The organism is Bacillus carboniphilus, from assembly GCF_020524035.2.
Classification (GTDB): Bacteria; Bacillota; Bacilli; order Bacillales; family JAIVKR01; genus Bacillus_CC.
Map to the genome: position 1 here is coordinate 1006183 of NZ_CP129013.1, position 20925 is coordinate 1027107.

Here is a 20925-nt window from a genome sequence, read left to right on the forward strand (position 1 = left end):
TAAAAGGGATTTCTAAATTGTCTATTTAAGCTCTTTTATCTCACACACTAATTCTCCGCTATTTAGTACAATTTCATTTTCAACTGAATCTACTTCCAAAAAACTTTGTAACTCATTCAATAATGATGATGAGTCAATTAATTGATGATTACTAAGATGCTCATTTTGTTGTAAAAGGCTTAATAAATTCTCACTTTCTATCCATTTTCCAAAAGACCCTTCAAAATTATCTATCAATTCATCTATTTCATTCATTAACTCATCCTTACTAATAGCGATCTCTTTTTCACTCAAATCCATTGTTAGTAAGTCTCGTATTTTTTCTAAAAGAGGTTTAGCATGATCGTCTGTCTTTTTTGGCTGACCATGTTGACTTTCACTAATAATGTCATTCAAGACGTTCATGAAAGGAGGGATATAATCCGCCTTATCGGCTCTGACGGTACTTTTCGAATTATGTAATTGATACAACGATAAATTGTTGACCTGCAAACTATCCCTCCTTTTTAGTTTTCATTTGCCATCAGAAGCTTTGTATAAGAAGCCGCTTTATTTGGTGGCATTTCAGCTAATACTTCAGCTAGCTTTCTTTCCTTTAAAGAGGATAAAATAACTAATCCCTCTTCTTCTTTTAATTCAAGGATGATGCAGCAGCATCTTTGCTCTTCATCTCATTGTACATTTTGGTTACCTTTTTAGAATCAACTTGATCTTCAACAACCTCTTCACTGGATAATTGATCAACCGTTTCATTCAACTTTGTAATTTCTTGTTCTTTTTCTTCAAGCTCCAGTTGTAGTTCCGTTAATTGTTGTTCGTACTGCTCAATTGTTTCATCATTTTTATGGTTGTCACTTTGTGTTTGAACGGGTTTGTTCATCTTGAGAATTTCCTAAAGATAAGAATGAGAACAAATTGGAAACTTGTTCATTTTCAGACTGGAGATACAAATAACCAAAAAGGCCAATAGAAACAATAATAACAATAGATAGTAAAATTTTGATAATCTTAAAACTCTTCATACACACACCTAATTTCTTACAAATGAAAGGTTTGCCAGTTCATCTAACGACTTCATTTCTTGAAGACTCATCTCTAATCGTTTTTTATTCTCAACATTTTCTTTCATCTTTTGAAATTTTTTCACATCGATTGTTTTTTCTGTTACTTTCTGGTGCTTTTGATTCATATTTGTACGGTAAATCGAAACTAGCTTTTGATAGTGGCTAATCGTTTGTTCAAGATTATCTAAAAATTGTTGTTGACTTTTCAGTTCTTGAATCGGTAGTCCTTTATCAAGCTTTTGCATGCTATGGTTTAATAGCATTTCTTTCTTTTGCAAGGAATCATAAAGTTTCCATGCCATCTGTTCAAATTGTTCTAGTGATTGTTGATATTCTTCTTTTGCTCGTACTTGTTCTTGTTCTTTAATGCGCAGTAACGTTTGATAACGAAAATGACTCAATGAATATTTCTCCCCTTATCCATCATCGTTTCTAGTTGGGTTATACTATCTTCGTATGTCACCACTTCATCTGTTGATTGCTGTAAAAACTCCTTGATTAATGGGTAATATTTGACGGCCTGATCAATCTCTTGTGAAGAACCTTTTTTATAAGCCCCAATTGAAATTAAGTCTTCAGACTCACTATATGTAGACAGAAGGTTGCGCAATTGATTAGCTAGCATTTGGTGCTTTTGATCTGTTATTTGTTTCATTAAACGACTAACACTTTTTAAAACATTTATAGCAGGAAAATGACCTTTATTAGCCAACTGCCGATCTAATACAATATGCCCGTCCAATATTCCTCGAACTGTATCTGCAATAGGTTCATTCATATCATCACCGTCCACTAAGACTGTATAAAAAGCAGTGATGGAGCCGTTTTCATTTGTTCCTGTTCGCTCAAGAAGTTTCGGTAGCATCGTAAAGACAGACGGAGTATATCCTTTTGTTGTTGGTGGTTCACCTGTGGCCAATCCAATTTCCCTTGCAGCAGTGGCCACTCTCGTCACTGAATCCATCATGAACATAACATTCAAACCTTGATCTCTGAAATACTCTGCAACCGCTGTTGCCGTATAGGCAGCTTTAATTCTCATCAATGGAGGCTGATCCGATGTCGCTACAACAAGAATGGAACGTTTTAAGCCGAACTCTCCTAAATCTTTTTCAATAAATTCCTTTACTTCTCTTCCACGTTCTCCTACCAAGACGATGACATTTAAATCAGCATCAGAATTTCTTGATATCATCCCAAGCATCGTACTTTTTCCGACACCGCTCCCAGCAAAAATTCCTGTTCGTTGACCTTTACCAATCGTTAACAGACTGTCAATGGATCGAATACCTATTTGCAAAGTTTCAGTAATCATTGGGCGTAGCAAAGGGTTTGGTGGTTCTTGATCTGTTGACATTGATGTTAATCCACTTGCAAAAGTTGAATGGTCCATCGGTTGCCCAAAAGCGTCTAAAACCTTTCCTATAAGCTGCGAGCCAACTTTTATTTTCAAAGGATTTCCCGTTGCTTCTACAATGCTCCCTGAGGAAATGGAATCGATTGTGCTATAAGGCATTAACAAGATCAGTTCATCCTTAAAACCAACGACTTCTGCCGCCACTTTTTCATTACGCTTTTTCCCTGTATGGATAAAGCATAATTCCCCGATTGAGCTTGTTGGACCGATTGATTCAATCATTAAGCCTACTACCCGTTTTACTTTTCCATATCTTTTATAGGAATCTAATTGACTAACGATAGTTGATAGATCATCTAGCATGATGATGATCCCTCTTTCACAATTTCTACTAGCTGCTTTTTTAATTGTTCAAGCTGCGTATCTATTGAAGCATCAATGAGACCATATTTCGACTCAATCATGCAGCCATCTTTATTCATTTGTTCATCTGGATAGATGAATAAATCTGCTTGATTTATTAGGGTCTTTTTTAATTCTTCTTTCGCATCCATCAATAAAGGAAAGCATTCTGGGTTAACGTATATCTTCACTTCAGGATGATCCTTCACATCTTTTAGCACTTTCTTTACTAGTGAAGTCAATAAGGATGGCTTAAGATCCAAGTTCATACCCATAACTTTTTCTGCTATTTGAATACTTAAAGAAACCATTTCTTCTTTTGCAGATTCAAGTTTTTTTTCATACTCCTTTTTAGAAAGAGAAACAATGTTTCTAGCTTGACCCATTAATTCATCATACTGTTTGTTCACTTCCTGCTTTCCTTGTTTAAACCCTTGATTAAATCCTTCTTTTCTTGCTTCCTCTACTAGTTGCTTACGTTCTTCTTCCCATCGTGCTTTTTCTTTTTCAATCTGCTCGATAACTTGATTTTGTTGTTTAGTGGCTTCTTCGATAATCCTAGACGCCTCTATATTTGATTGTTGAACAATCCTCTCATCCAATTCATTTGTTAATTCATTCGTTTTTGTCTGTCTTCTCAACTGAATGGTTATCGGCATTGGATCAATCTTTTTTGTATATGGAGATTTAATAATGTTAGACAATAATATCATCACCCCCACCACGAGCTACGACAATCTCACCAATTTCCTCTAGTTTACGGATAATTGTCACAATGCGTGCCTGCGCTTCTTCCACATCTCGCAAGCGAACAGGCCCCATAAATTCCATTTCCTCTTTAAAGGCCTCAACCATTCTGTTTGACATGTTATTGAATATAATATCTTTAACTTCATCACTTGCTCTTTTCAAGGCAAGCATCAAGTCCTCATTTTCTACTTCACGAATGATACGTTGAATAGCACGAGTATCGAGCGTAACGATATCTTCGAACACAAACATTCTCTTTTTGATTTCTTCTGCTAATTCTGTGTCTTGAATTTGTAGTGCTTCTAAAATCGTTCTTTCAGTCGCGCGATCCACTCCATTTAAAACTTCTACAACCGCTTCAATTCCTCCGGTTTGTGTATAATCTTGGGTAACGGTAGAAGAAAGCTTCCTCTCTAAAACTTGTTCTACTTCATTAATGATTTCAGGTGATGTTATGTCCATCACCGCAATTCTTCTGGCAATATCCGCCTGAACTTCCTGGGGGAGCTCTGATAAAATTTGCCCCGCCTGCGAAGAGTCTAAGTAAGAGAGGATTAAAGCAATCGTTTGCGGATGTTCATTTTGAATAAAGTTGATAATTTGAGCAGGATCCGCTTTCCTTGCAAAGTCAAATGGTCTTACTTGTAAAGTAGATGTTAAACGATTAAGAATTGAATTCGCCTGTTCTTCACCGAGCGCCTTTTCTAAAACCTCTTTTGCGTAGGTGATCCCGCCTCTTGAAATATACTCCTGAGCCATGGCTAAAGAGTAAAATTCCTCCATAATTTGTTCTTTTCTCTCGTTATCTACTGTTTTCACATTCGAAATTTCTAATGTTAATGATTCAATCTCTTCTTCTGATAAATGTTTATAAACAACAGATGCTACATCAATCCCTAGAGAAATTAAAAGAATCGCTGCTTTTTGTTTCCCTGTCAATTTCTTTTGGTCGCTCTTTGCCAATTTTGAATCCTCCCTATTCCTCAGATAACCAAGATCTAATGATTTGGGCAAAACTTTCTGGATTTTCATTTGCTAATTTTTGTAGCTGTCTTTTTTGTTGATCCGATTCAAGTTTCAAATCAATATCGGCATCCTCTTCTTTAGCGTTTTGAGAAGAAAATTCTTCTCCCTCTTTGATAGAGTCCTTATCCTCTGGGTTAGACTTTCGTCTAAACACTAAAATAAGTAATAAAACAATCACGATGATTAAACTAGCAATAAGGATGAAAACCCATACTGGTAAAGATAATAAGCTGTTTGATTCTTCTTCAAAGGTTGCTTTCCCATCAAAGGATTGAACAGAAACGACAATTTTATCGTTTATGTCTTGATCGGTTAAAGGAGTCACTCTGCTGCTCATCTGTTTGGATTGTTGTTCTAATAATGGTTGATAGTATATTTTCGATGTCACTTTTTTGTGAGTTTGTGATTGTTTGAGCCGTTTGTCCATCAGGCGGTTCAACCATGACTTGAATTCCTAAGTCACGAATTTTATAAGGGCTTTCCACAATTTCTTTTTGAATTCGGTTAAATTCATTATTAATTCTTTCTTCTACGCGATCATATTCTCCACTTTCATCAGTAGATGAACTGTCATAGTTATTAATATCATTTTCGCCTGACCCGGGAGTGCCACCTGGGCTTGCTCCTTCTCCAGCATAACTCTCTGTTATTCTTTCAACGCTAACAGCAATTCCTTCATTGTCCTCTGTGCCAACTGGCTCGACAAGGTTTTCTACCCGATTTTCTTGAGAAAAATCAATATCCGTTGTAACTGACACTACGACTTTGTCATGGCCCATCATCGTTCCTAACATTTGTTGTACTTGACGCTGAATCCCTTGTTCCACTTCTTTCTTTACTTCCATTTGCGAAGAAATATTAGCCACTTGATTTTCTTGTTTCATCGTAAAATAGTTGAAATTTTGATCCATAATGACGATATTATCTGTAGATAAACTTGGAACACTTTTTGAAACAAGATGGTAGAGCGCGTTAATATTTTCTTGCTCTAATTGAATTCCGGGACTAATATTCAATACAATCGAAGCAGAGGCTTGTTCATTCGAATCTGATACAAATACAGATTCTTCGGGTAAATTAATCATGACTTTTGCGTCTTTTACCCCTTCAATCCCTTTTATTAGTTCGACTAATTCTGTTTGTGTTGCTTTTAATTTTAGAACATCAAATTCGTTATCCGTCATGCCAAAGCCAATATTTTGACCAAAAAATGAATAATCAATTACGTTCCCACTGGAGGGAATTCCTTCAGCAGCTAATTCAATTTTTAATGAATCAACCAATTCCTCTGGAACTAAGATGGTTTGTCCATCATTAATCACTTCTGATTGAATTCCTTTTGAATCGAGCGTCTCTTTAATCTCACCAGCTTCAGATGGACTAAGGTTACTATATAACGGGATCATGTTTGCTGAAGTAAGCCATACTATTAAACTAATGATAATTCCGATAATTAATATTGGAATGAGGATGAAAAACATTTTATGAATGATAGGTCGATTATTCCATTCCGAAATTATTTTATCTCTCACTTGTACTATTTTTTGTTTCATTCCTTTAAATCCCCCAGCAGCATTCCCTATCTTTTTTAAATTTGCATTCTCATTATTTCTTGATAGGATTCTATTACTTTATTTCTTACCTCCAATGTTGCTTGCAAAGCAACATTTGCTTTTTCCGCTGCAATCATGACTTGATCTAAATCTACATCATGTCCATTCGCCATCATCGTTGTCAGTTTGTCCGATTGAACTTGAAGTTCATTCGTTTCTTTTAATGCTTCTTTTAAATATGTAGAGAAATTTTGATTTGAGTTTGTTATGGATGATGAATATTGCGCGATTGCTTGTGTCGATATTGGTGTTATTGAATTAATCATACGTAACCCTCCTTTTAACCAATCTTAATAAGAAAAGCGCAAGCGCCCGTCTAACGACGCACAACATAGGAACGTCAACTAAAAACAGTCACGACGCGCGAACTAACGCCCGCGCTAGCACTTCGTGTGCATTGCCGCATGAGATAAAGGAAACACGAATAGCCCGAAAGCGGAGGATCTACTAAGTTCAGCCACGTCCTGTGGCAACGTAGATCCACCTCCCTCCTGGAGGCGTCTCCGTTGACTTATCGTAAAGAAATGGAACATCATCTAAAGGCGCACACGTCCTGTGGGCAACGATAATGCTAGCACCTCCTGTGCGGCGAAAGCGCTACTGGGCGCTGGAGCTAGACAAAAATAAAAGCACCATCCAAAAAAGGACAGATTTTTATTCCTTCTTACTCTGCGAAAAAGCATGAGCCTTCAAAACCCTCGTGATTATTTCCCTATTTCAAGTGCTTTCATTAACATGCTTTTAGATGCATTAAAGACTGTAACATTCGCTTCATATGAACGAGTGCTACTCATTAAATCTACCGTCTCTTCCAAAAGATCAACATTAGGCATGTTTACGTATCCTTGTTCATCAGCATCTGGATGACTAGGGTTGTATACTTTCTTAAATGGTGTTTCGTCTTCAACAATAGAAGTTATTTCAACGCCATTCCCTACACGAGAGTCCTCGCCCATTGCTTTTCCAAGGTAAGAAGAAAATGAAGAGTTTGTTGGTTCTGTAACGACCATCTTTCTACGATAAGGCTGCCATTCTCCATCTACATAGGTCCCTCTTGTGCTTTCAATATTAGCCACATTGGAAGAAATGACATCCATTCGCAATCTTTGAGCAGTCAATGCTGAAGCTGTAGTATTTAATGAATGGAACATTTTATTTTCCTCCCCTTATAATAGAATTCAAGGAATTATATTTACCAGAAAGTCTTTCAACAAGAGCATGGTAATAAATTTGATTTTTTGCAAGATTAGACATCTCTTCATCTATATCTACATTATTACCGTTGTGTGAATACGAGCTATCATTGTTCGATACAATACGAAACGAACCTTCTGTCTTGTTAAATTGTAGATGGCGACCGTCAGTACGAGCAGCCTTGATGGCCACTAATTCTGATTGCAATGTAGACTGAAAGACCACTTTCTTCGATTTGTAACCAGGTGTATCAGCATTAGCAATATTATTTGATAGGACTTTTTGCCTTGTATTGGAATAATTAACTGCATTCTCTAATGCTAAAGCTGTATTTGAAAATAAATTCACTTTATCTCCTCTCAATCTTTTAGTCAATTAGTACAGTTTTATGTCGAACTATGCAAAAAACATAATTTAATTGTAAGAAATTCTAGGCAAAAAGTCTATGATTTAGGTAAAAAAAAAGAAGATAATAGGTTCTATTTTTTATATAGGTCTATAGAACTATTTCTAAATACACACTTCTTCATCTTTTTCAGGACTAAAGTCCATTCTCAATTTAGATTTCCTCTTAAAAACCATTAAGAAAAGCGCAAGAGCCCCTCTAGCAACGCAGGTGAGGAACGTCAACTAAGTACAGTCTCACGACGCGCGAACTAACGCCCGCGCTAGCACTTCCTGTGCATCGCCGCATGAGATAAAGGAAACACGAAAGGCCCGAAAGCGGAGGATCTACTAAGTTCAGCCACGTGCTGTGGGCAACGTAGATCCACCTCCCTCCTGGAGGCGTCTCCGTTGACTTATCGTAGAGAAATGGAACATCATCTAAAGGCGCACACGTCCTGTGGGCAACGATGATGCTAGCACGTCGTGTGCTTCGAAAGCGCTACCCGTCGCTGGGCGCTGGAGCAAGACAAAAATAAAAGCACCATCCAAATAAGGAAAGATTTTTATACTTTCTTACTCTGTAAAAAAAAACTCTTTCAACTTAATGAAAGAGTTTTTAGTCACTTACTTTAATGATTTTTTATTTTTTCTAATTCACGTAAAAATTTGTTGTTCAATACTTTAATGTAAGTACCTTTCATACCTAATGACCTCGACTCAATAACACCCGCACTCTCTAATTTACGGAGAGCGTTAACGATAACCGACCGAGTTATTCCTACTCTGTCCGCAATTTTACTAGCTACTAGTAAACCTTCCATACCATTTAATTCTTCGAAAATATGTTCAATCGCCTCAAGTTCACTGTAAGAAAGAGAACTGATCGCCATTTGCACAACCGCTTTACTTCTTGCTTCTTCTTCTATTTCTTCTGCCTTTTCATGTAAAATTTCCATTCCCACGACTGTCGCACCATATTCGGCTAAGATTAAATCATCATCTTCAAATTGATCATTAACGCGCGCCAAAATCAATGTACCTATTCTCTCTCCCCCACCAATAATTGGTACAATTGTAGTCAAACCCGATTCAAAAAGTTCACGATTTTCTACAGGGAATGCTGTATATTCACTGGATATATCAATGTTAGGGGAAGTGCTGGTAATGTTAAATAAGTTTTTAGTATATTCTTCAGGAAATTGACGATCTTCAAGCATTTTTTTCATACGATCGTTTTCAATTTGCTGGTTAATGGCAAATCCTAGTAATTTTCCTCTTCTACTAACAACAAATACATTTGCTTCGATGACATCCCTTAAGGTTTCTGCCATTTCTTTAAAATTAACTGGCTTTCCTGCTGCATTTTGTAACATTGCGTTAATTTTTCTTGTTTTATCTAGTAAAGACATGTTTCATTTCCTCCTATAGCAAATAGCTACATTGTTTATTAAATTGTCAATGTTTATAAAATAAATTGACTTAAATCTTTGTTTTTGGCAATAGTAGCTAACTTCTCATCTACATATTTTGAGTTTATTTCAACCGTTTCTAGGTTTATATCAGAAGCCTCAAACAATAAGTCTTCTAATAATTTTTCTAATATGGTATGTAATCTCCTTGCACCAATATTATCTGTCTCTTGATTGACATCATAAGCTATTTCAGCAATTCTACGTATAGCATCGTCAGAAAATTCTAATTGTATACCTTCCGTTCTTAATAATGCAGCATATTGCTTTAAGATGGCGTTATCTGGTTCCACTAATATTCTTACAAAATCCTCAACCTTCAGTTTGGATAATTCCACTCTAATTGGAAAACGACCTTGTAATTCAGGAATTAGATCGGATGGCTTAGCCATATGGAATGCTCCTGCAGCTATAAACAGAATATGATCCGTTTTAACAGAACCGTATTTTGTAACTACAGTTGATCCTTCGACAATGGGTAAAATATCACGCTGAACTCCTTCTCTTGATACATCAGCCGATGAGTTACTGTTATTTGAACGAGTGATTTTATCAATTTCATCTAAAAAAATGATGCCTGTTTGCTCAGCACGATTCACCGCTTCCTGAGTTACTTCATCCATATCAATCAATTTTTGTGCTTCTTCATTAATTAGTACTTTTCGAGCATCTTTCACAAGTAGCTTTCTTTTCTTCTTTTTCTTAGGCATTAAATTGCCGATCGCATCTTGCATATTCATGCCCATTTGCTCCATGCCAGAACCTTGTAATAAATCGAACATTGAAGCTTGCTGCTCCTCAATTTCCACAACAACATAATATTCCTCTAGTTCACCTAATTGAAGTTGATGAGCAATACGATTGCGCTTTTCTGTTAAATTTAATTCCTCAGTTTGATCTTCTTGATTTTCAGAATCATTTTGGTTATTTCCCAAAAAACATTTCCAAAGGGTTTTTGTAAGATGTTTGCTTTCTCTTACTTGGTACAAGCAATTCTACTAAACGCTTATTTGCTTGTTCTTCCGCTTGGTTTTTGACTTTTTCCATTTTTTCCTCTTTTACTAAACGTACGGATGTTTCAACTAAATCACGCACCATCGATTCAACATCCCGACCTACATATCCTACTTCAGTAAACTTAGTCGCTTCTAATTTTACAAAAGGGGCTCCAACTAACTTAGCAATTCTTCTTGCAATTTCTGTTTTCCCTACACCTGTTGGTCCAATCATTAAAATGTTTTTAGGGACAACTTCTTCTCGTAAATGCTCTTCAAGCTTACTTCTTCTATATCGGTTCCTTAAAGCAATAGCTACAGATTTTTTAGCTTCTTTTTGTCCAACAATATACTGGTCTAACCTGTCAACAATTTGTTTAGGGGTTAATGTATTACTCATTTTGTCAGCTCCTTTTTAAAGCTCCTCAACAATGATATTTAAGTTTGTATAAACACATATCTCACCAGCTGTTTGCAAAGATGCTTCAGCAATTTGTTTTGCTGTTAAGTGTTCACCTGCATGTTTCTTCAATGCCCTACCTGCTGAAAGAGCATAGTTTCCACCAGAACCGATTGCTAACATACCATCATCTGACTCAATCACTTCGCCCGTTCCTGAAATTAGAAGGAGTGCATCCTCATTCATAACAATAAGCATGGCCTCAAGCCGTCTCAATACTTTATCGCTTCTCCACTGCTTTGCTAGTTCTACAGCTGCTCTAACTAAATTACCATTGTACTCCTCTAACTTGGCCTCAAACATCTCAAACAATGTAAATGCATCTGCAACAGACCCAGCAAATCCTGCTAATACTTGATTGTTGTACAGCCTTCTAATCTTCCTAGCCGTATGTTTCATCACAACCGCATTTCCAAATGTCACTTGTCCATCTCCAGCCATGGCTGCTTTTCCATTATGACGAATTGCAAAAATCGTGGTAGCATGAAATTCATTCATTTTCAAAATCATCCTTCCGTTGCACATCGTTACTGTATTAAAATTCTCTTTCTTTAAACAGGCGCTTACACTTTTCTTATTATCCAGTTCAGCGCCTAGCGACTCGTAAGTTTTCGCTCTCCTCCTTATGATAAGTCAACATCGAAGCCTTCGGCTTTTCGTGTTTCCTTTATCTCATGCGGAGTGCTCAAGCCCCCACGTCGCTAAACAGGCGCTTACACTTTTCTTATTAAGCCCTTGGATGGTGAGCATTGTACGTCTTTTTAAGCTGGTCTTTTGTTAAATGTGTATAAAGTTGAGTTGATGATAAATGTTCGTGTCCAAGAAGCTCTTGAACGCTCCTTAAGTCTGCACCCTCATTTAATAAGTGTGTAGCAAACGTATGCCTAAACATATGTGGATGAATATTTATCGTTAGTGCTGACTTTTTGATGATAGATTGTAATATATAACGAATACCTCTAGCTGTTATTGGTTTCCCTTGTTGATTGGTAAAAAGATAAGAATGTTTTTGGTCTACTGTTAACTTTCCTATATAGGATTGACGACCATTATGTATATAAAGTTTCAACGCTTTCTCACAATACTCCCGAAAGGCACATAGCGCTGTTTGTTTCCTTTCCCATTAATTAAAATGGTCCCAATAGAAAAGTCAATGTGAGATAACTTAATTTGACAACACTCATTTACACGGATGCCTGTAGCATACAATAATTCAAGTAAGGCTTGATTTCTTTGTCCTGCTGCCGTTTTCAAATCAGAGATGGAAAACAAAGTTTCAAGCTCTTCTTGATAGAGAAATCGAGGGACTTTCGAGTCCTTTTTTAAAGACGCTACAAGTGAGAAAGGATTGTTTTCAATTTTTCGTTCTCTCAATAAAAACTGAAAAAAAAGACCTCAAGCTAGATATTTTCCTTGAAATTGTACTTATAGACAAATTTTCTTGATGTAAAGTTGATAAGAACAATCGAATATCTAAATATTGGACATTTACAAACGATTGAATCCCCTCTTGTTTCATAAAAGAGTAAAACTCGTTTATGTCCCTAGTATAGTGCAAAATAGTAAGTTGAGAATAGTTTTTTTCTATTTGTAAATATTCAATAAATAAAGTCAATTCTTTATTCATATAATCATCCTTATACATAAGGCAAAGGCTCCTAAATGTTATCACATTTATAAGAGCCCATGCAATGTTTTTTATATATTTATCGAAATTTTTTGAATTGTATCTATCGCCCTCGATGCATACTGCTGATTGCGTTCCTGTTTATTCTTTATTCGTGTCGGTAATTCAGATAATATACCAAAATTGGCATTCATTGGTTGGAAATTATCTTTATTTGCGGATGTAATATAATGAGCCATACTACCGATGACGGTTTCTTTCGGTAATACAACCAATTCTTCATCTTTTAAAAGCTTAGAAGCGTTGATCCCTGCTATTAATCCAGAAGCAGCCGATTCTACATAACCTTCTACACCTGTCATTTGTCCTGATAAAAATAAATCCTCACGACCTTTAAACTGATAAGTAGGGTTTAACCATTTTGGAGAATTGATAAACGTGTTTCGATGCATAACTCCGTAACGAACTATCTCTGCTTTTTCTAAACCAGGAATCATGCGGATCACTTCTTTTTGACTCCCCATTTTAAATGTGTTTGAAAACCTACTATATTATACAATGTTCCTGCCGCATCATCTTGCCTAAGTTGAAGAACAGCATAAGGCCTTTTACCTGTTTTAGGATCCTCAAGCCCTACAGGCTTCATAGGTCCGAAGAGCATTGTTTTTCTTCCTCTTGCTGCCATCACCTCGATTGGCATACACCCTTCAAAGAAAATCTCTTTTTCAAACTCTTTTAAAGGGACTGTTTCAGCTGATATTAACGCTTCATAAAAGCGATCAAATTCTTCTTCTGTCATCGGACAGTTCAAATAGGCTGCTTCACCTTTATCATAACGCGATTTTAAATAAACTTTCTCCATATCAATACTGTCTTTTTCAATAATAGGAGCTGCTGCATCATAAAAATATAAATAATCTTCTCCTGTTAAAGATTTTAGATCTTTTGATAAAGACTCTGATGTAAGCGGACCTGTCGCAATAATTGTCGGTCCCTCAGGTATGTTTTTCACTTCTTCATGAATAACTTCAATTAACTCATGCCCTTTCACACGTTCCGTTACCAGGTTGGCAAATTCATGGCGATCGACTGCCAGAGCGCCTCCGGCTGGAACTGCACAATCATCGGCTGACTGTATTATAACGGAATTAAGATGACGCATTTCTTCCTTTAAAATACCAACTGCATTTGTTAAAGTATTGGCTCTTAAAGAATTGCTACAAACTAATTCTGCAAACTTATCTGTATGATGTGCTGGAGTCTGTTTAGTAGGACGCATTTCATACAATTTCACTTTTATACCTCTCGTTGCAAGTTGCCATGCAGCTTCGCTTCCTGCTAACCCAGCACCTATTACATTCACTACTCTATCATTCATTCGTTTAATCCTCCATTTATGTCAATCATGTTTGCTTAATAAATAACGGAAGGTGGTGAGTTAATGACCTCACCACCTAACTAAATAATTAGTTTTAGTGTTGCTTAACTTTGTTGTTCCTCTTTGTAATCACAAGAAACGCACTGTACTTGAATACCTTTTTTCAAACGTTTCTCTACAAGCATCTCATTACACTTAGGACACTTCCTTGCAATTGGTTTATCCCAAGAAAGGAATTCACATTCTGGGTAACGATCACACCCATAAAAGATTCGCTTTTTCTTAGATTTTCTTTCAACCACATTTCCTTCGCTACACGTTGGACACTTTACACCAATCTCTTTTACAATCGGTTTAGTATTTCGACAATCCGGAAAATTGGAACAAGCCATAAACTTCCCATATCTACCCATTTTATATACCATAGGATGGCCACACTCTTCGCAATCTACTCCTGCAGGCTCATCCTTTATTTCCACCTTTTCCATCTCTTCTTCAGCAACATGAAGTCTCTTTTCAAATCCTTCATAAAATTCATTAATGATTTGAACCCATGGAATTTTCCCTTCTTCTATTTCATCCAGCTCATTTTCCATTTTTGCTGTAAATTCAACATTTAATATTTCTGGGAAAAATTCCATAATAAGTTCCAATACGATTTGACCTAATTCAGTAGGAATGAATCGTTTGTTTTCTAAAGCTACATATCCACGCCTTTGAATCGTATCTAATGTCGGTGCATATGTTGACGGTCTTCCTATCCCAAGCTCCTCAAGCGTTTTAACAAGTCTTGCTTCAGTAAATCTTGGCGGAGGCTGAGTGAAATGCTGCTTAGGTTCGATATCAGAAGAAAATACTTGATCTCCTTCTTTTAAAGGAGGTAACATTTTATTCTTATCTTCTGTTTTATCGTCACTTCCCTCAACGTACACCTTCATAAATCCAGGAAATTTAATTTTTGAACCCGTCGCCCTAAACGTAATACCATTATTATCTATATCTACACTCATTGTATCTAAAATAGCTGGAGCCATTTGACTAGATACAAATCGTTCCCAAATTAATTTATACAGTCTATATTGGTCTCTTTTTAAATATTCCTTTATGCTCGTTGGTTCTCTTAGCGACGAAGTTGGTCTAATGGCTTCATGTGCATCTTGAGCATTTGAAGATGACGATTTCTTTTGTATATTATCACCTATAAAATCTTCACCATATTTAGACTCAATGTATTGCTTTGCTTCATCTTGAGCAGTTTGTGATACTCTCGTAGAATCTGTACGCATGTATGTGATAAGACCAACTGTTCCTTCTTTCCCTATCTCAATGCCTTCATATAATTGTTGAGCAATCATCATCGTTTTTTTCGCTCTAAAATTCAGTTTTCTAGCCGCTTCTTGTTGAAGCAATGATGTCGTAAAAGGAGAGGCTGGTTTTCGTTTTTTCTCTTTTTTCGTTACTTTTTTTACATAATAATCGTCTTTATTTAAATTAGAAATAATTCCCTTTACTTCCTGCTCATTATGTAGAGGCTTTTTTTTCTGGTCTATACCATAAAAAGTTGCTTCGAATTGTTTAGATCCTTTAACAAAGTCAGCATTAATGCTCCAATACTCTTCTGGCTTAAATTCATTAATTTCCTTTTCACGATCAATAATTAACCTCACAGCTATTGATTGTACTCTTCCAGCACTTAAGCCCTTCTTAACTTTTTTCCATAATAATGGGCTAATATTATAACCAACTAAACGGTCTAAGATCCTTCTTGCTTGCTGGGCATCAACTAAATCAGTATTAATTGACCTAGGGTGCTTAAAGGATTCTTTAATCGCCTCCTTCGTAATTTCATTAAATACAACTCGACAATCTGAATCAATATCAATATTTAAACTATGGGCTAGATGCCAAGCAATTGCTTCCCCCTCACGGTCAGGGTCAGCTGCTAAGTATATTTTCTTCGCTTTTTTTGCGGCCGTTTTTAATTCTTTTAAAACAGGGCCTTTCCCTCTTATAGTAATGTATTTTGGATCAAAATTATTTTCAACGTTCACTCCCATTTGACTTTTAGGGAGATCCCTTACATGACCCATGGAAGCCTTCACTTTATATTTTTTTCCAAGGTAGCGTTCAATTGTTTTTGCTTTTGCAGGTGATTCTACAATGACTAAATAGTCTGACATTCATTTGCTCCTCCTTAAAGAGGTATTCTCTCTATTTAATTTATGTGTTCGAAATTTCCATTTGATATGGTTTGTTTTTTTGAACAAGTCTCATTCATTTATCCAAAAGTCATACCTACTTTATGTGCGTGTTCAAAAAGTAGGGAAAAAAGGACGCTGAATAGAAAAGCTGAAGCCCTTTGCTCACATCCGACCAGCATAAGGCGCGGAGATAAGAAAGATGTTCTTTATCTTTTGTTCTCAGTGACTTATGACCTCGAGGATGTAAGGGCTGAAGCTAGACAAGAACGAGGCGGTCTGCTTAATGAACACAGGCTAAGTACAGCCACGTCGCGAGAGCAACGTCTGCGCAAGCCCGTCCTGGGCGTCGAAGCACTCACAGTGTAGTTCAGTATGGTTCACGGGCTAAGGGAGGAACGTCAACTAACATCGGTCACGTCCTGTGACCAACGTTGACGCTAGCACATCGTGTGCATCGCCATCCTAGGGACAACACCCGTGCTAGCCAATCCTGGCGTCGGAGTGTCGGAAAAGCAAACCAACAAAGTTATTCAACCGACATTTTTTTAGGGCTTTTTGAACAACCTCTTTATATTTCTTGTAAATCTCCACTATTATTAAATATTCTTATCCATTTTGTCAAACGGCAAATCATGATTCTTTACAATCTCCTCTTCTTCCTTTCGTGATAAACATACTTTATTCCTGCTTGTAAATAAAAAACAAAAGAATGTATTTATTTAAAAACGTTAATGCGATTTTCAAAATTACGTGTCCTGAGCCTATAAATCTTCGTTGAAAAAATCACTAAAAATAATCCTTTAAACTATTAGGTGTGGCAACTGGAACTCCTTCATCAAGTAGTTGGAAATTCCCTTCATATTCTTTTTCAAAGAAAGGCGCAGGAGCAACCCAAACATCTTTTCCTTGATTAATTGCATGTGTTGCAGTAGATAGTGATCCACTTGATTTTGCTGCTTGAATAATATAGGTTCCTTTCGTCAACCCTGATATAATTCGATTACGATATGGGAAATGCCAAGGTTTGATCGGAATCCAAGGAGGAAATTCACTTATTACTAAATGGTGATTCATCATGAACTTGATAAGAGGAATATTTTCCTTCGGATAAAGATAGTTAAATCCAGCTGGTAATACACCAATGGTTTTGCCTCCATTTTCAATCGCACATCTATGGACAGCCTCATCCACGCCTTTTGCTAGACCACTTACAATCATAACATCTTTGTTCGTTAAGGAGGGGACACTCAATTGAATCATTTTTTTAGAGTAGGTGGTGATTGTTCGAGAACCGACGATGCTAACTTTAGGCCCAGCTTTAAGTAAAGAAAGATCCCCTTTACAAAAAAGGATAAATGGGTCCTGTGGAATATGCTTTAATAATTGAGGGAAAAAGTCATCAAATGAGGTAATAACTGAAATCGACTGTTTTTCTAATTGATTTAAGGTTGATGATAGTGGGAGGGAGTTATATTGCGTAAGGAAACTTATACTAGAACGATTTAATTGAAGGTCAGCTTTCTTTAAAAAATCTTCTACATGTTCAAGTTCCTTATCGAGAAGCAAATATTTTCTTAACACAGAGATAGGGATTCCCATAAAAAATAACTTAAGTAGACATTCTCGTTTTTCCATTAATGATGATAACTTCCTTTCTTAAAAATAATAAGTAAGAAAAGCGCAAGCGCCCGTTTAGCAACGAAGGGGCTTGAGCACTCCGTATGAGATAAAGGAAACACGAAAAGCCGTAGGCTTCGATGTTGACTTATCATAAGGAGGAGGGCGAAAACTTACGAGTTGCTGGGCGATGGAGCTAGACAACGATGAAAGCACTCTCTTATAAAGGACAAAATTTATACTTTCTGATCTTACAAGGAAAAGACCACAGCTTTTCACTGTGATCCTTCCAGCCCAATCGAATTATTTAATTTTACATTTGTCATAAAGATCTGTTTCTTTTAATACAGAAATTAAGGTTTCACCCATAACAGATGGGGTTTCTGCGACTTTAATACCACACTCATTCATCACTTTAATCTTTTCATCTGCTGTACCTTTACCGCCAGAAATGATCGCACCGGCATGCCCCATTCTTTTTCCTGGAGGTGCTGTTTGGCCGCCAATAAACCCTACTACAGGTTTTTTCATATTTTCTTTTACCCACTGAGCTGCTTCTTCTTCAGCTGTACCGCCAATTTCACCAATCATCATAACTGCATAGGTTTTTGGATCATCATTAAAAGCCTCTAAAACATCAATGAAATTTGTCCCATTTACAGGGTCTCCGCCAATACCCACTGCCGTTGATTGTCCAATACCTGCTTGAGATAATTGATGAACCGCTTCATAAGTTAATGTTCCAGAACGTGATACGACACCAACATGTCCTTTTTTATGGATATAACCAGGCATAATGCCAATTTTACATTCTTCAGGCGTGATTACTCCTGGACAGTTTGGTCCTACTAATCGCGTTTTCTTTCCTTCTAAATATCGTTTTACTTTCACCATATCAAGTACGGGGATATGTTCCGTAATGCAAATAACGATATCCATTTCAGCATCCGCAGCCTCTATGATTGCATCCGCAGCAAACGGAGCTGGCACATAAATAACAGAAGCATTTGCACCCGTTTCATTTACAGCTTCGATCACTGTATTAAAAACCGGAACACCTTCTACTTCTGTCCCCCCTTTACCTGGGGAGGTACCACCAACAATTTTAGTCCCATACTCTAACATTTGCTTAGTATGAAATAATGCCGTTGATCCTGTGATTCCTTGCACGATGACTTTTGTATCTTTATTTATAAAAACACTCATGATTTGGTTTCCTACCTTTCTTAGGATACTAGTGATACGATTTTTTGCGCTCCATCAGCCATTGAGTCTGCAGAGGTAATATCTAGTCCTGAATCTTCTAAAATTTGTTTACCTAGATCTACGTTTGTTCCTTCAAGACGAACGACTAACGGTATTTTTAAGCCGATCTGTTTAGTAGCTTCTACGACACCTTGAGCTATTACATCACAACGCATAATGCCACCGAAAATATTGACAAAAATACCTTTTACGTTGTCATCAGAAAGAATAATTTTAAAAGCTTCTGTTACCTTTTCTGCAGTTGCTCCACCACCAACATCAAGAAAGTTTGCAGGATCACCGCCATAGTGCTTAATAATATCCATAGTGGACATCGCTAGTCCAGCTCCATTTACCATACAACCGATATTTCCATCTAAAGCAATATAACTCAAATCATATTTAGAAGCCTCTATTTCTTTCGCATCTTCTTCATCTAAATCACGAAGCTCCATAATATCTTTATGACGATAAAGAGCATTCGAATCAAAATTCAGCTTTGCATCTAAAGCCATCACTTTTCCATCACCTGTTACAACTAATGGATTGATTTCTGCAATTGAACAATCATTAGAAACAAAACATTTATAGAGACTCATCATGAATTTTACAGCTTGACCAACTAGTTCTTTTGGAATGTTAATATTAAAAGCGATTCTTCTTGCTTGAAAAACTTGAAGACCGATGGCAGGATCAATTGTTTCTTTAAAGATCTTTTCAGGGGTTGCTTCCGCTACCTCTTCGATTTCAGTCCCACCTTCTTCAGACGCCATTAATACCACTTTAGATGTTGCACGATCTAGCACGAGGCCAACGTAATATTCCTTTTTAATATCACAGCCTTCTTCAATAAGTAAGCGCTTTACTTCTTTGCCTTCTGGACCCGTTTGATGAGTGACTAACGTTTTACCTAAAATCTCATCAGCGTATGTACGTACTTCTTCTATATTTTTTGCTACCTTTACCCCTCCAGCTTTACCACGACCACCTGCGTGGATTTGAGCCTTTACAACTGATACAGCTGAATTTAATTGATTAGCTGCCTCTACAGCCTCATCTACTGTAAATGCAACCTTTCCATTGGGAACGGAAACTCCATACTTTCTTAGGAGTTCTTTTCCTTGATATTCATGTATATTCATTTCCCATCCTCCTATCGTATGTATACAAAATACATTTCGTATTCATTTTATAAAATAGTTTCACAGATGTCTACCATTCTACAAAAAATCGCAAAAACCTTTAAAATTTCCCGAAAATTTATTCAGTAGTTATTTTTTCGAACAATTAAAATTTGAAGTAAATTCAATAGCTATTTCGTCCTTGCTTTCGTAACACTTTTTACAGGTGCAAATGACTGCCGATGTTCTTCAATATAGCCATATTTCTCTAAAGCTACTAAATGTTCTTTTGTTCCATACCCCATATGTTTCTCAAAAAAATAATTAGGATATTTAGAGCCTAAATCTTTCATATAGTTATCCCTCGTTACTTTAGCAATCACTGAACTTGCGGCAATGGATATACTTTTTTGATCTCCCTTGATTATGCTAGTTTGTTTTATTGGAACATCAATTTTCATCGCATCAATTAATAGATGTTCTGGAGATTTTTCTAAGCCATTAATTGCTTTTATCATTGCTTTCTTTGTAGCTTCGTATATGTTCCAAGCATCAATTTCTTTAGCAGAAACAATCCCTACCGAGCAGCTTATTGCTTCTTCTTTAATGATAGAGTAGAATTCTTCTCTTTTTTGATGAGACAACTTTTTAGAATCTGTTAGTCCAGGTAAATAAAAATCTACAGGGAGAATGACAGCGGCTGCTACAACAGGGCCAGCTAGAGGACCTCTACCAACTTCATCAATCCCAGCAATATAGTGAATCCCGTTTTCCCAGAGACTTTTTTCATATTGCATCATTTCATTGAACGTCTCTTTCAGAGCTCTTTCATGCTCATAACGTTTCCACCAATTTTCGACGAGCTTTTGCACGCCTTTTCTCTTATCTTGCTTACATTCATTTAAAAATGAATCTTCAGGTTCCGAAATATGTAATAGTTTTTCTTTTATGTTCTCAATAGTCAGGGACACAATCAATCTCTCTCCTTACGATCAAAACAAAAGAAGCACGAAACTTTC

At 36.6% G+C, this 20925-nt stretch carries 16 protein-coding genes and 4 pseudogenes; all 20 read right to left on the reverse strand.

Annotated elements, in window-relative coordinates; translation table 11 throughout:
* Positions 1-21: 21 nt before the first annotated feature.
* Entirely contained in the window at positions 22-492 is a 471-nt protein-coding gene (locus LC087_RS05070; protein WP_306020221.1) for a hypothetical protein, read from the reverse strand.
* Between the two features lie 139 nt (positions 493-631).
* Complete coding sequence (locus LC087_RS05075) at positions 632-880, reverse strand: hypothetical protein (RefSeq protein WP_306020223.1); 249 nt, start codon at positions 878-880, stop codon at positions 632-634.
* A gap of 150 nt (positions 881-1030) precedes the next feature.
* Positions 1031-1465: a flagellar export protein FliJ gene (gene fliJ, locus LC087_RS05080; protein WP_226538334.1), complete on the reverse strand. Its 435-nt coding sequence runs from the start codon at positions 1463-1465 to the stop codon at positions 1031-1033.
* Positions 1462-2784, reverse strand: coding sequence for a flagellar protein export ATPase FliI (gene fliI, locus LC087_RS05085; protein WP_226538335.1), 1323 nt, complete (start codon positions 2782-2784; stop codon positions 1462-1464). Before fliI ends, fliJ begins: the two co-directional genes overlap by 4 nt.
* The gene (gene fliH / locus LC087_RS05090) at positions 2778-3527 is read right to left on the reverse strand and encodes a flagellar assembly protein FliH (RefSeq protein ID WP_226538336.1); all 750 of its coding nucleotides are present in this window, start codon (positions 3525-3527) and stop codon (positions 2778-2780) included. The genes fliI and fliH overlap by 7 nt, the downstream gene beginning before the upstream one ends.
* Positions 3520-4536 carry a flagellar motor switch protein FliG gene (gene fliG / locus LC087_RS05095; RefSeq protein WP_226538337.1) on the reverse strand — a complete coding sequence of 339 codons (1017 nt, stop codon included), beginning with the start codon at positions 4534-4536 and terminating at the stop codon, positions 3520-3522. The genes fliH and fliG overlap by 8 nt, the downstream gene beginning before the upstream one ends.
* A gap of 13 nt (positions 4537-4549) precedes the next feature.
* Positions 4550-6152, reverse strand: a pseudogene (fliF, locus tag LC087_RS05100) (flagellar basal-body MS-ring/collar protein FliF).
* A gap of 35 nt (positions 6153-6187) precedes the next feature.
* Positions 6188-6478, reverse strand: coding sequence for a flagellar hook-basal body complex protein FliE (gene fliE, locus LC087_RS05105; RefSeq protein WP_226538339.1), 291 nt, complete (start codon positions 6476-6478; stop codon positions 6188-6190).
* A 438-nt stretch (positions 6479-6916) separates the two neighbouring features.
* Complete coding sequence (gene flgC / locus LC087_RS05110; protein ID WP_226538340.1) at positions 6917-7363, reverse strand: flagellar basal body rod protein FlgC; 447 nt, start codon at positions 7361-7363, stop codon at positions 6917-6919.
* Between the two features lies 1 nt (position 7364).
* Positions 7365-7754, reverse strand: a complete 390-nt coding sequence (gene flgB, locus LC087_RS05115; protein ID WP_226538341.1) for a flagellar basal body rod protein FlgB — start codon at positions 7752-7754, stop codon at positions 7365-7367.
* Positions 7755-8422: 668 nt separating this feature from the next.
* On the reverse strand, positions 8423-9202 hold the full coding sequence (gene codY, locus LC087_RS05120; RefSeq protein WP_226538342.1) for a GTP-sensing pleiotropic transcriptional regulator CodY: 780 nt from the start codon (positions 9200-9202) through the stop codon (positions 8423-8425).
* A 53-nt stretch (positions 9203-9255) separates the two neighbouring features.
* Positions 9256-10657: pseudogene (gene hslU / locus LC087_RS05125) on the reverse strand (HslU--HslV peptidase ATPase subunit).
* A gap of 15 nt (positions 10658-10672) precedes the next feature.
* Positions 10673-11215, reverse strand: coding sequence for an ATP-dependent protease subunit HslV (gene hslV / locus LC087_RS05130; protein WP_226538344.1), 543 nt, complete (start codon positions 11213-11215; stop codon positions 10673-10675).
* 229 nt (positions 11216-11444) lie between these two features.
* A pseudogene (xerC, locus tag LC087_RS05135) lies at positions 11445-12344 on the reverse strand (tyrosine recombinase XerC).
* Between the two features lie 71 nt (positions 12345-12415).
* Positions 12416-13722, reverse strand: a pseudogene (trmFO, locus tag LC087_RS05140) (FADH(2)-oxidizing methylenetetrahydrofolate--tRNA-(uracil(54)-C(5))-methyltransferase TrmFO).
* A 104-nt stretch (positions 13723-13826) separates the two neighbouring features.
* Positions 13827-15902: a type I DNA topoisomerase gene (topA, locus tag LC087_RS05145; RefSeq protein WP_226538347.1), complete on the reverse strand. Its 2076-nt coding sequence runs from the start codon at positions 15900-15902 to the stop codon at positions 13827-13829.
* Between the two features lie 807 nt (positions 15903-16709).
* Positions 16710-17558 carry a DNA-processing protein DprA gene (gene dprA / locus LC087_RS05150; RefSeq protein WP_306020230.1) on the reverse strand — a complete coding sequence of 283 codons (849 nt, stop codon included), beginning with the start codon at positions 17556-17558 and terminating at the stop codon, positions 16710-16712.
* A gap of 285 nt (positions 17559-17843) precedes the next feature.
* Positions 17844-18746, reverse strand: a complete 903-nt coding sequence (sucD, locus tag LC087_RS05155) for a succinate--CoA ligase subunit alpha (RefSeq protein ID WP_226538349.1) — start codon at positions 18744-18746, stop codon at positions 17844-17846.
* A 20-nt stretch (positions 18747-18766) separates the two neighbouring features.
* Positions 18767-19927, reverse strand: a complete 1161-nt coding sequence (gene sucC / locus LC087_RS05160) for an ADP-forming succinate--CoA ligase subunit beta (RefSeq protein WP_226538350.1) — start codon at positions 19925-19927, stop codon at positions 18767-18769.
* Between the two features lie 170 nt (positions 19928-20097).
* Positions 20098-20880 (reverse strand): ribonuclease HII, encoded by a 783-nt coding sequence (locus LC087_RS05165; RefSeq protein WP_371932683.1) that lies wholly within the window; start codon positions 20878-20880, stop codon positions 20098-20100.
* Positions 20881-20925: the final 45 nt, after the last annotated feature.

Bases quoted from the DNA above. Each gene is read 5' to 3' on its own strand.
- LC087_RS05075 (WP_306020223.1), bottom strand. From the start codon at position 880: ATGAACAAACCCGTTCAAACACAAAGTGACAACCATAAAAATGATGAA.
- fliI (WP_226538335.1), bottom strand. From the start codon at position 2,784: ATGCTAGATGATCTATCAACTATCGTTAGTCAATTAGATTCCTATAAA.
- fliE (WP_226538339.1), bottom strand. From the start codon at position 6,478: ATGATTAATTCAATAACACCAATATCGACACAAGCAATCGCGCAATAT.
- flgC (WP_226538340.1), bottom strand. From the start codon at position 7,363: ATGTTCCATTCATTAAATACTACAGCTTCAGCATTGACTGCTCAAAGA.
- codY (WP_226538342.1), bottom strand. From the start codon at position 9,202: ATGTCTTTACTAGATAAAACAAGAAAAATTAACGCAATGTTACAAAAT.
- hslV (WP_226538344.1), bottom strand. From the start codon at position 11,215: ATGAATGAATTTCATGCTACCACGATTTTTGCAATTCGTCATAATGGA.
- topA (WP_226538347.1), bottom strand. From the start codon at position 15,902: ATGTCAGACTATTTAGTCATTGTAGAATCACCTGCAAAAGCAAAAACA.
- dprA (WP_306020230.1), bottom strand. From the start codon at position 17,558: ATGGAAAAACGAGAATGTCTACTTAAGTTATTTTTTATGGGAATCCCT.
- sucD (WP_226538349.1), bottom strand. From the start codon at position 18,746: ATGAGTGTTTTTATAAATAAAGATACAAAAGTCATCGTGCAAGGAATC.
- sucC (WP_226538350.1), bottom strand. From the start codon at position 19,927: ATGAATATACATGAATATCAAGGAAAAGAACTCCTAAGAAAGTATGGA.